9 protein-coding genes and 1 pseudogene are annotated in these 11735 nt (G+C 48.6%); 5 read left to right on the top strand and 5 right to left on the bottom strand.

What is annotated here, in order from left to right; genetic code table 11:
- Positions 1-250: 250 nt before the first annotated feature.
- Together VE954_RS37400 and VE954_RS37405 are read right to left on the bottom strand one after the other, a co-directional pair.
- Positions 251-559, bottom strand: a complete 309-nt coding sequence (locus VE954_RS37400) for a hypothetical protein (protein ID WP_324962779.1) — start codon at positions 557-559, stop codon at positions 251-253.
- Positions 560-606: 47 nt separating this feature from the next.
- Positions 607-1335 carry a hypothetical protein gene (locus VE954_RS37405; RefSeq protein WP_324962781.1) on the bottom strand — a complete coding sequence of 243 codons (729 nt, stop codon included), beginning with the start codon at positions 1333-1335 and terminating at the stop codon, positions 607-609.
- A 336-nt stretch (positions 1336-1671) separates the two neighbouring features.
- Between VE954_RS37405 and VE954_RS37410 the strand changes: the two genes are divergently transcribed.
- Complete coding sequence (locus tag VE954_RS37410) at positions 1672-2145, top strand: DUF6130 family protein (protein ID WP_324962783.1); 474 nt, start codon at positions 1672-1674, stop codon at positions 2143-2145.
- A 479-nt stretch (positions 2146-2624) separates the two neighbouring features.
- Positions 2625-5480 carry an ATP-binding protein gene (locus VE954_RS37415; protein WP_324962785.1) on the top strand — a complete coding sequence of 952 codons (2856 nt, stop codon included), beginning with the start codon at positions 2625-2627 and terminating at the stop codon, positions 5478-5480.
- A gap of 62 nt (positions 5481-5542) precedes the next feature.
- Here the strand turns inward: VE954_RS37415 and VE954_RS43960 are convergent.
- A pseudogene (locus tag VE954_RS43960) lies at positions 5543-5767 on the bottom strand (nucleotidyltransferase family protein); the annotation flags it as partial.
- Between the two features lie 205 nt (positions 5768-5972).
- On the bottom strand, positions 5973-6734 hold the full coding sequence (locus VE954_RS37420) for a hypothetical protein (RefSeq protein ID WP_324962786.1): 762 nt from the start codon (positions 6732-6734) through the stop codon (positions 5973-5975).
- 443 nt (positions 6735-7177) lie between these two features.
- Here VE954_RS37420 and VE954_RS37425 point away from each other — a divergent pair, with 443 nt between their 5' ends.
- From VE954_RS37425 to VE954_RS37435, 3 genes are all read left to right on the top strand, one after another.
- Entirely contained in the window at positions 7178-7378 is a 201-nt protein-coding gene (locus VE954_RS37425) for a hypothetical protein (RefSeq protein WP_324962787.1), read from the top strand.
- Positions 7362-7676 carry a hypothetical protein gene (locus VE954_RS37430; protein WP_324962789.1) on the top strand — a complete coding sequence of 105 codons (315 nt, stop codon included), beginning with the start codon at positions 7362-7364 and terminating at the stop codon, positions 7674-7676. The genes VE954_RS37425 and VE954_RS37430 overlap by 17 nt, the downstream gene beginning before the upstream one ends.
- Positions 7677-8754: 1078 nt before the next feature.
- On the top strand, positions 8755-10380 hold the full coding sequence (locus VE954_RS37435; protein ID WP_324962791.1) for a hypothetical protein: 1626 nt from the start codon (positions 8755-8757) through the stop codon (positions 10378-10380).
- Between the two features lie 691 nt (positions 10381-11071).
- On the opposite strand, the gene VE954_RS37440 is transcribed toward VE954_RS37435, so the two are convergent.
- Positions 11072-11735: adenylate/guanylate cyclase domain-containing protein (locus VE954_RS37440; RefSeq protein WP_324962793.1), on the bottom strand; the 664-nt coding region annotated here is incomplete at its 5' end.

Raw genomic sequence — 11735 nt, forward strand, 5'->3', positions numbered from 1 at the left:
CGTCTTCCCTGGAGAGATCGGGAAAAAGGCCGAGTAAGCCTCAGCAAGAGCCCTGGTGCCCGACCGGCCAGGGAAGCGCTGAACGCCCGAAGGCCAGGAATCTCCATCCATAGCCCCTGGCTTGGGTGGAGAGGTTTAAAAGAACATAATCAGGTCCCGTGCACGAGGTGCCATTCAAGCAGCTCGGGACAATCCGTGTTTCGACGAAATATCCAGGGCATCGGTCTTTGCACAGCCGTCCGTTGTAATCCTAAAAAACGCTGCGTCCGGTCAAAGCTTCCTTCTGCCCTTCCCGATACAAGGGCGTGACCTGGGCCATCGCCGCGTTGCAGGTCGTGCCATTGAGAATGCAGCCTTTCAGGGCGCCCGAGCCTGCCATCCGAAGCGAATGTTCGATCAGGTATCTGTCACGCACGAATTCGCTCAGGCTCGCTTCGAAGGCATCCAAAGCCATCAGGCGTGATGTAGCTTGAAAGGTCTTCCTTAAGGTCTGCACCTGAACGCCGACGGCGACGATGATGGCCGCAAGGATGCTTCCCGCGATCATGACCTCGAGCAAAGAGGCTCCTGTCTGCCCGGTCCACGGTGACTTTCCTGACCGATTCTTCACAGGGCACCTCGCTTGATTGGGGCACAGATGGGAGGTCCCCCGGCACTGAAGCCAACCAAAACTTCCTTGCCCGCGACGCAGTCACCTGGCGTCACGCCTGTTACAGAACGAGTGAATGCTGGCGCGTTGATGCAGTCCACGGCCGTAGCGCTGATCCGTGTCGCAAAGCCGACTTCTCCCGCAGCATCGGCTTCACAGCTGTAAGACTCGTCGCCGGCCTCGCGCGTAAGGTTATTCCTTTGCATGCTGCCTTGGCGATATAAGGTATCGTTGATGAGGATTCTGTAATCTACCGTAATGGCACCAGCCATATCACAGGGGGCTGCCTGGCGGCAGAGTCCGGTGAAAACGGCCTCAATTCTTACCGGACAGCTTTTTTCCTTGCATGGGGATCGGAAAGCCGAAAATCCGCCGGTCGTCGGCAAATCTTTACTTAGAAAAAGTTCTATAGGCTTCGGACCGGCTGGGCAGTTGGCACCGTCCTCTGTCAGACAGTTTAAGAGCAGGGGATTTTGAGTTTTCGCAATATTAAACGCGGCACTATCATGGAAGCTCCGGCGCAGATCATCTTCCAGCATCTGCCACACATTCCGATCCTTGGTGAAACTCTGCAGACGTAGGGTGGAAAAGAGGGAATCTTTTACTAAAAGCAATAAGCCAAGCCCCAGGACCATCGCAAGGATGACCTCAAGGAGTGAGAAGGCGTCAGTGTGTTTTCGCTTCATGGAATGACCTCGTCCTCCCTTTTCGGTATGAATAAGCAGTAGCTGAAGAGGAGAGGTATGCGGCTTGATAAAGAATTGACCGCAACTACGACGACCAGATAGCGAGCAGCACCCAGAGCTCGGAAATATCAACAGGACTGCTGTTGAGACTGGTATCGCGTTGACCAGTTCAACCCTACAAGAAAGTATTCCAGCTGGAATAATGGGTGCTATTTCTAAACCGGGAACACGAGTTTTTGCTTTGATGCGAGTATGCTGTCGTTTGGCTCAGCGGGGACTCACGAAATCATCCCGCGACGTTTGGGTAACTCTTAAGATCTCCAGAAAGGAGAAGACATGAAGCAAACTCATGTGACCCGACACGGAAAATATTTGGCGGCAACGGCATTCGCTGCTGGCATCCTTGTTACCCCGGGAGCGTTCTCAGGAGAGAGACAGACTGCGGAGGCATCACCGTATATCGTCATTGAGAACGAGCCCCCTGCCAGACTCATCGTGGACCAGCCGCTTCCCGAAGGTTTGGAGCTAGGACTCGTTTGGATTCAGTACAGAGTCGAAAACGTGCGAGTCTTACCGGTATTTGGGGAGGCAGCCACGAAGGTGTCTCCGCGGATCGGGCATGTTCATGTTCACGTCGATGACCAACCCTTCTGGTGGGTTGAGGCGAGCAGCAACAACACGATAGACATTGCCGGACTACCCGTAGGGCCGCACAAGGTCAAGGTTGTCCTGGTCAATGCCAATCACGAGCCCATTCCTGGGCAATCCAAGACCATCTCTTTTGTATTGTCAAAACAACTCAAACAATGAAGTTGAGCGAAAGCATCTCCATTCTTATTGTCACGCGCTTGATCTTGGACTGAGCAGAATCCATCGGGATCCAGGATCAGCGAGTTGGCTGTGCACTTGACGTATCAGGCCCATCAACCATGCGACGCAGAGAAGAATTCCTGGGAATTCGTGTTGTGGTCGTGGATGACGACACGGTTGACCCATTGCAGCTTCGTCATAATTTCACCCATTGCCCCATTGGTTTTTGGGCTTCGGCAGCCAGCGCCGTGGTCCCTGTCGATGCGTGTCAAAGGACATGGATAGGGGTTTAGGTAAACCTGCATAATTCGACCTTTAACTCCATTGTCTCGGGACCTTTCTGCCCCTCCCATAATTTCTCCAAGCCAGGCGACAGCAATTTCTTCAAGAATATCGGCTCGAGGCCGAAACCTTCACGGGGACACTTGTGCACTTGTGCGCCCCGCAGCTCATCTCGAACATTCAACTGGATTGACGATATGCTGACAAACCTCATCCCGATGCTGTGCGCCCTGCTGCTTGCTCCTGCCATAGCCTGGGGCAAAAGTCGAACGCTCGTGAAGATCGATGAAGGCAAGGTTGAGATCGAGGACTATAAGAACGAGATTCTTCGCCTGACGGGTGACTGGCGCTTTATCGACAAAAACATCAGCAGCATCGATGAGGTGCAGTTCAAAAATCTGCCTTTTAAAAATGCCTATCTTGGCAGCACCTACTGGACTACTTACGCCGCAGGCCCAGCTCGTGGCGCCTTTATTATCCGGGTCGATGCCGATCGCCCCTACTCGCTCTTCGCCGTCACGCCGGCTCTGTCGGCTCGTTCTCAGCTGCTCATTATTAACGATCAAGGCCGGCGCGAGATCTTCGTTGACGATCAATTCGGCCAGAAGAGTCTTGAAAAATCCCGTAGGGAACTGACTAACGTCACCTTCCGCTTGGATTTAGCCCAGGGCTCCAATTACTTGATCCTCAATTATGAACAAGAACCTGTTACTATCGGTGGCGTGGAAAGCGTAGCCGCCGGCTTCCGCGGAGCATTCGAAATCGGCCCCCAGCAGGATTTCCTGCAGGAAATCTTTGCCGAAAAAGTCACTCTCCTGATCCCGACGGGAATTTTCTTATGCCTCGCGATCTACAGTCTGCTGATCTACGTCTCGCGCCGCGGCAAGGACCTGGAGTCGCTGCTGCTGTTTGGCTTCAACATCCTTATGTTCCTCAAAGAGATCGCCTCGCAGAATGTGCTTGGTCACTTTATGCAGAGCAATGCCCTGACCCAACTGGTAGCCTCGTCAGTGATGTATACGCCTATTCTGACGGGTTATTTCGCTATTTTTGTCGTCACACTGCTGGTCAAATCCAGACTGCTGCGTGTGCTGCGCGGCATCAGTCTGGTACTAGGCCTGGCGGCCTGCGCGACCAATAGCATCCTGGCCCTGGCAAGCCGCATGCCGGATATCCAGGCTCTCAACTGGGTTTATATCGCCTGCAACAGCGTGGTCGTATTCCTGGTGTTTCTGCCTTATGTGATCATCTACGGCATCCGAAGCAAACGCATGGACATCATGCTATTAGGTGTGGGCTACCTGGCTTTAACTGCGGGCATCCTCTTCGATTTCTATAAGGTCGTCAACAGCATCGATTTTCCCTGGATGGCTATGTGGGGCGGCACGGTGCTATCGGTGGTCTTTGCTCGCAATAACTCCAAGGTGTTTGCGCTAACCTTTGAGCGCAGCGAACAGCTTAACCAGGACCTGCAGATAAAAAACGCCGAGGTGCGCGACCTGAATGCCAGCCTGGAAGTCAAAGTGCTGGAACGCACCGCCGAGGTGCGATCGCTCCTGCAGCATATCCCGCAGGGTATTCTGACGATTGTTGAGGGCGGTGGCATTGGCCAGAATTTTTCCGCTCACCTGCCTGTACTCATCGGTCGGTCTGATATCGGCGGCCAGAGTTTCAAGGAACTGATCCTCGATCGTTCCGAACTAAGCCGCAACGCAAGCGATCAGGCCTGGCAGACGATCCTCGCGAGCCTCGGCGAAAACGTGATGAATTTTGAAGTTAACATCGGCAATCTACCCACAGAGTTCGCATACCACGGCGCCCATCCTATGGTGCTCAAGTGCACCTGGAACGTCGAGCTCGATGCCCAGGACACCGTGAAGCGCATCCTAGTTACGCTGCTTGATGTGAGTGCCGAGGTGGAAGCCCGTCGAAAACTGGATGACAAAAACAAGGAATTCAATATCGTGCGTCAGCTGCTGGATATCGGCGCCAACAAGGCAAAGCAGTTTTTTTCTTCGGGTCAGCAGCTGCTCAGCGAGAATGAAAGACTGATCGGCAGCGCACCCGTCGATGTCGAGACGGTGAAGATCCTGTTCGTCAACATGCACACACTCAAAGGCGCCGCCCGAACCCTGCAGCTGATTGAAATATCCGAGGTATTCCATCTGGTCGAAAGCTACTACGCGGATATCCTAAGGAATGGCGTTCCTATCGAAATGGACAAACTGCAGTCCGACTTCAAACCGGCCCTGAAAATATTTCAGCAGTATGAAGCCGTGAACCGCGATGTACTGGGCCGTACCGAGGACGATAGCAAGGTGATCATCGACCGTGATTTTCTGGAACGCAATTTCCAGATCCTCAACTTCCTGGATGGCACTAACGCTCTCGATTCCAATCTTCAGGACGTGATTCATGACAATCGGGATGAGCTGATAAAGCTTATCTTCATGTCGCTGCCACTGATGCTTGACGATACCCTGAAGCAAGCCAATCGTATCGCCAAGGACCTGCAAAAGGGTGAGCCGCATATTTCCATTGATATGGCGGATATTTTGATCAATCACCGCCAGGAGATGGCGATCAAAAATGCCTTTGTGCATCTGCTGCGCAACTCCCTGGACCACGGCATCGAACATCCCGATGTCCGCATCAGTAAAGGCAAAGACCCACGGGGTCACATCAAGCTGGCTGCAGTGGAAAAAGATAATCTCATCCAGATACGTTTTGAAGATGACGGAGCCGGCCTGGCCATCGCTCGCCTTCGGCAGAAAGGTCTGGCTCTGCAGCTGATCCAGGAAGATGCCAGCGTGCAGGAGGTCGCGGAGCTGATCTTTCACCAAGGCATGTCGACAGCGAACGCCGTGTCCCAGGTCTCGGGTCGGGGCGTGGGGATGGATGCGGTACGTCGCTTCATTGAAGCCGAATCCGGCCGTGTGGAATTGCATCTGGGCAACTGCCTGGATCCCAAGCTCGAGCTTTATCGCTTCCATTTTATGATCATTCTGCCTTGTCAGGAAAATAGACAAATCCACCGCAGTCGAGTGGCCTGAGCGAAGTCCTTTCCACAGTCGTTTGAGTGGAAGACCGTTGCCGACCCTTGGGCGGTTGGCAGTCACGATCGAGCAGGTAAAAAAAATCGATTCTGAACAAGAACGATTGGTTTTAAACGAGGGTCAAGACTTTTCAATGTAACAAGATCAACGCCGCATCCGCCGAAGATATTGGAAAGTTTTTCAAGCATTTCAGGCCACCAAAGGAGACTCGGCGTTTCCCCTTCTTCAAACTCAACCAACACATCAGCATCGCTATTCGGCGAATAATCTTCCCTGAGCACTGAACCGAAAAGCGCTTCACTTTCTGCTCTTGGTGGACTACACCACTCCTTGAAAGAATGGCTAAGATGTTTGTTTTGATGCTCTAGTCAATCTCTCCGTAAGGATTGGTTCCAGAGTGTCAACAAGAAGGTAGCAGCTGAGAATTTATTACGGTTCCTACCTGAATCTTTGAAAGGAAGGGAGGATTGAGGTGGGGCCTGCAGAACGCTACGGGTTCTTTAACTTCGTTGGGGTGCCAACGGGCTTATCTCCATTCCAATTAATACCCCATATCTGATCGATATTATTGGGTACTTGATCTATCACCTTTTGGATCTCACTATGGCGCCCCCATAGATTCAGATCCATAATTGGAAACACGAGCCATTTCTCATGGTCTGGATATAAAGGGATATGCTTCGAAAGCTGCTTGTCGGCTTTCTCGATGTTCTTTTTAATTTCCTCAAACTGAATTTCCGGGAAGCCAATTTGGAAATCCATTGAATCAAACCATGCAGCCTTACCTTCATTGGTCGCTTTTACGATCTTGAAATGGACGTTCCCCTCGACATGAACAAAAATATCTTCATCGGGTTCGTATTCCAAATCATCCTTGGCAACTTCTACTTTGCTAGGGAAGTTGGATATAATGGGAAGGATTTTTTGCACAGCTTCTTCCAAAATTCTTTGCCCATTGATTTTCGAAATATGCATCTCGCCGGTAGTTGTAATATAGAACTCTCCGCTCCAGCCCGGTTCTTTTTCTAGGCGATCCTTCAACCTTTCGACGGTGTGAGCCCACATGCTGTTTTGTTTGTTGGCTTGTGGGTTGTCGATTCGCTTGACTTCAATAAGTAATTTTCTTTCAACAACCTGAATGTCAGGTGTCTTGTCGCGGGATTCTGGAATTTTCTTCACCGTTACGTCTTCATTGAAAACAGCTTTGCACAAGTTGAGCGCTACATCAGTTTCAAATCCATCGTCAGCCATAGGCGAGCATCTCCCTCTGGGTCCTCAGGTCTATTCTTTCCAGGCATCCAGTTCTGCATCATATATTTTCACTTCGTAGAGGCCGCTATCCTGGCTTCTTCCAAATCATTAGTATAGTCGTAAAGGAATTGGAGAGAGTCAATCCCGGAGTTTGGGTCGCGGGGACCAAGGGGTTTATTGGAAATAAATCACTTAAACCAAGACCCGCGCAATAACCCAATTAAACCCAGATTCTATTATCTCTTCTGTAATTTTGGCGCGATAGTCAGTCATAAAATTCATTAATATCAATTAGATATAGAAAAGTCATGACAGTTATAACTTTTATCTAATAACTGTTATATTATCTGCCGATAAGTAGGAGTATTTCGGAGCGTGTAAACTGGGATGAGGCAAAGAACACTCTGCTCAAGCGCGAACGCGGTATCGGCTTCGAAGAAGCTTTGGAGATTTTTCAAAGCGACTACGTTATCCAGAATAAGAATGACGATCCAGAACAGTACAAAGCAATTGGATTTGTGAAAGGCAAACTGGTGACGCTCATCGTGGAAGTCCGAGAAGACGACCTTGGAGAGTATGATTGGCTTGTGACACTTTGGAAGTCAACTTCGAGTGAGGCAAAAATTTATGAGCAAAACGCCTAAAAAAAGTAAAAAGAAAAAGTCCGCGACGATTGAACACATCGAAGCCGCCTCTCTACGTGGTGAAGATACAAGTCAGTATTTTGGCGAGGCAAAACGTATGCCGCCGAGGGAAGTTCAGAAAATTGAGAAGCGTGACAACATCATTAAACTGAACGTTGATCTCACAGAGGAGTTTCTGCGGGAGTTAGACGAAGTCGCGTTGTTTCTAAATATCTCGCGACAAGCTGTTATGAAAACTTACTTGAAAGAGGGCGTTGATCGCCACTTTCTGGCCAAGCAAGCTCGGAAGATGGGCTGAAAATTTTGGGTCACAGACTCATAGACCTGTTTCTTCAGCCCGCGAACGCGGGCTCAAAACAAGTCCATGTGACCGCGCAGCGGGCCCATATCTATCCTGGGATTTATCTGAACCCAAACGAAAAAACCCGCAGCCGATTTCTCGTACTGCGGGCTTTTCATGGTGGAGGTAAACGGGATCGAACCGATGACCTTCGCAATGCCATTACGACGCTCCACCACAGCTACTGCAACTTAGCCTAAGTACTAGGGGATTGCAAGGCAGTAGGCGATTTTTGGCAAAAGGGATTTATCAGCAGGCGTTGTCGCGATGACCCGCTGCCTGAAATTGCACGTTTTAAAATTGCTCGTCACCATCCCTGAGTGTCGCTCTGGCTTTCTTCCGAAGAATCCAGATTCATCCCGAATACTGGGGGAAGGAGATTTGAATGCCTTTTTCGGTATTGGGTAGGACGATGTATGATACTTGCGTCCTGAATTAAACCCCTCAGGGGTTGCTGGAAGATTATCGGCAAGAAGGAAATTCTGTAAATAGCCCAACTGCCGCCTTACATAATGCTGCCAGTATACCTCAAATGCAGGTCGCACTTGGGAGAAACGGGGGTTACTTCGCATGCGTTCGAGAAGCTAACTTTCCAGCGCAGCAATAGACGAGTCGAGTATCCTTCTTGCTACTAAATCTCTTGTCATGTGGTGTTCTCGGCAAACAAATGTTCTTGGTGGCAGCGCGCTTTCGTTATCATGAGCTGGGCATTAATGCAGTCGTGAAAATGTTGCCACAAAATAAGAAAATCCAGGCCACAGCGATTACTTCAATTTGATAGTCGATGCCTGAGCCTCCAGATATATGCAATTCATTAAATCCCGATCTGGAAAAATTTAAATTCAGTTCCTTCATAACTAATACCCTATTATGTAAAACCTATTTAGGAAGCTGGAGCTCCAACATAGATCTCTTGGTGCTCAGGATTTTTTAATTACTTGACGCTTCTGCGTGTAGCATCTAAATGTTTTTGCAGCTTGAAGCCTTGAGCAGTATTGTTTAAGGGCAGAACGGACCTAGCAATGGAGGTTAGTTGATGGTTCTTCGCGGTTCAGTGTTGAAAATGGACAGCAAACGCATGAGATTGCTTCTTAAGAAGAAAGCTGACGAACTTACTGGAGATTTTGGCTATTATCCAAACGAGGTGCAGCCTGCTCTGCGTTTTGCTCAGAAGATTCTTGATGGAAAACGAACTGGCGCATTGATCTCTCCCTTTCAAAGCGGGAAGACAAATATTATTGCTTGTATATTTTTTTTGCTGAAGGGCGTCTTTCCGGACATCAAAGGAATCGTTGTATGTGCGAATGATCAAGTTGATCTTCGTTCTCAGAACAACGAGCGACTCGAACATATTCCTGGACTGAAAGTTCTTTCGCGCTCGGATCGGCAGGACTGGGCGGAAAGCTCAGATCTTATGATTGTATTCTACGACGAAAATCATTTCGGTGATGGAATCAATATGACCATCAATGATTTTTTCGAAAAGCATAAGGTGAAAACCACAAAGAATATATTTTTTTGCGGTGTTTCTGCAACGCCTTTCACGTCGCTTGATTGCCTTGAGTTCGAAGAGTGGCCTAACCTCGATGAGCTTGAAAAAGCTGGCTACAATTCTCCACGCATGATGCTGAAAAATGGCAGATTTCAGGAGGCTGATGAGCTTTTTGTCAGACAGAAAGTTGGCGATAAGGTACGCGTTCAGGTGAACTCGAAATCGAAGGTCTGCAGGCATATTGAAACTATACTCAATGGAAAGATGCCGTCTGGCTATGCAATGGTTCGAGCGAAGTCGAGTGAGGCAGAGATCCTTGAAGAATATCTGAAGAACCTCTATGGTGAGCGCATATTTATCAAGCAATGGAACATGAATAATCGGGATTTCTCGACGACTTTCTTCCAACAAGAAAGACGTGGTATCTTTACTTTGGTGATTGTTCAGCAGAAAGCCCGGATGGGTAATACCATAGATACCCGGTATTGCCACTTCATGTATGAAAATGCTAATTCCTCGACCATTGACACTATAACCCAGAGTTTTATGGGCAGGGCTTGCGGATTCGGCAAGCAGGACCATAAGGCTATCATTTACTCTCATCGGGACAAAGCGATGGCGTATGACATTCTTATTAACAGTGATGGAAAAATTGACGACCTTGAGCGTTTCACAGAATTCTGTCGGAGGCTAAAACTGCGTCCCGCCGCAAGGGCTTCTTTGAACACACGCGTACCTGAGTATGAGCTCGAGCTCATGGTCGAAAAGACCTTTCATGGCCGTACTAAACCAGAAGCTATTGAGGTGTTCATCCGCGGAGAGCTTGAAAAGCGGGGGCTTAAGCGTTCCAACGGGTCAGTTCGGACACTTTCTAAGACTAAAATTCCAGCCCGTAAGAAAGGGCGTCGGGCCTTCGATCCCACGGAGTCCTATACCAAAGTGTTCTGTGACAAAGATCCTGGCAGCTGGGGTGCAATGGTTTATGACAGCTATCACGACGAATGCAAACCTAACTTTGCGAAAACATGGAAGGGGATCATTGTCAAGATTGTTGTAAGGACTGAGCGTCCGACCGGGCTTAAGAACATCATTGGCCCGACTGATAAGAGCCTGCACCCCACTTTTCGTCGGGATGTGCGGGGCGTAATGAATGATGGCCTCGAAGCCTGACAGTAATCTGTTCGAAATTGCTGCTGAGCGACCTTCGCCTCGACAGAATTCTTGGAGCGCGTGCATTGTCGCAGCAGATTTTTCTTGCATGAATACATGTGGCGCAATGATCGGATTGAACGGCGATCCGTCTATTCCATTGACGCTACGGGCTACTAGCCGGTCTAAAGTTTGATATAGAACGCTCGGAAAGATTCCGAAGGTTTGGAATTGAGCTCCGAAGCTTGCTAACCCGACGCTGGATTCAATAGCCTATCTGCGCTAGTTTAGACAGGCTGTTGAAAAAAGGTTTCACGTGGGCAAGTGTGCAGCCTTCTTATGTTTTGAGCAATTGCACACATGCACTTGCACTCGTCCACTTCTGGATCAGCGGCGGCTCATGATGATTGCCATTCGTCGCAAGACCTAGGATCAGGAAGATTTATTGAGGCGACTTGTTGGGATCTTGCCTTTCGTTTGAAATTTCCGTCCGTCAGCATTTCAAACTCCATTTTCCATCTCCTCATTTTAACCGTTTCGAATATCAACTGTATCATAACCATCATACAACGAACGTCAAATACAGCATGCTTTTTATCAACTTGCTAATGATCATTACGTCTTAATTGATGTTGACTTTGAAACATTTAACAAAAGTGGAGGTTGATCGATGAAAGTTGAATGCAAATTTTCGGCTAGGTGTGTAATGCAACTAGTTATTCGCGTCTAAGGAGATGAAATGTTCACAGAATTCTCGTCCATGGGTCTTACACCATGAACTTTTTAAGCTAAATGCTTTCGTAAAATCAAACATTCCGTGAGAGGATACGTCTATCTCGCTCCACAATTCGGTCTTCTCGTTGTTTGGACATCCACAAGAAAATAGAGATTTCTCGTCCTTTAGTAATTTGTGATATCTATCGGAAGCCATAATGGTCCCGTCAGAAAGCGAGGCCAGCTTAAATGCCATATTCACGGGTTTCCCTGCCCATACCTCATTTTGTCGATCAGATCTTTCATTTTTCCTTTTGAGTCCAAGTTTTCTAACTAAGACATCTTTTGTGTCAATTCCAATATGAACGCCTATGTCCTGGTCAGAGACTGTCCTTATATTACTAACGAAGACTTCGTCACAAAAGGTTTTGAATGAAACAGCTGATGCGAGGGCTGTATACAGCTGATTGGAGTCGAACAGTGCAAATATTCCATCGCCTTTCACGTCAATATATCGAGCATCTATCTCATGAAACATTTTAACAGCGGTGCTCGTAAAGAGCCTATATGCCTTGGCTGTGCTTTTTGGTTTTGAGCTGGCACTAAGTTTTGTAGATCCCTTCATATCCCTATATCTCAGCCAAGTATGAGACAGTTTCTGC

Source organism: Oligoflexus sp. (genome assembly GCF_035638955.1).
Taxonomy (GTDB): Bacteria; Bdellovibrionota_B; Oligoflexia; order Oligoflexales; family Oligoflexaceae; genus Oligoflexus.

Coding starts and splice junctions, on each gene's coding strand:
- VE954_RS37405 (WP_324962781.1), bottom strand. CDS start 1,335: ATGAAGCGAAAACACACTGACGCCTTCTCACTCCTTGAGGTCATCCTT.
- VE954_RS37410 (WP_324962783.1), top strand. CDS start 1,672: ATGAAGCAAACTCATGTGACCCGACACGGAAAATATTTGGCGGCAACG.
- VE954_RS37415 (WP_324962785.1), top strand. CDS start 2,625: ATGCTGACAAACCTCATCCCGATGCTGTGCGCCCTGCTGCTTGCTCCT.
- VE954_RS37420 (WP_324962786.1), bottom strand. CDS start 6,734: ATGGCTGACGATGGATTTGAAACTGATGTAGCGCTCAACTTGTGCAAA.
- VE954_RS37430 (WP_324962789.1), top strand. CDS start 7,362: ATGAGCAAAACGCCTAAAAAAAGTAAAAAGAAAAAGTCCGCGACGATT.
- VE954_RS37435 (WP_324962791.1), top strand. CDS start 8,755: ATGGTTCTTCGCGGTTCAGTGTTGAAAATGGACAGCAAACGCATGAGA.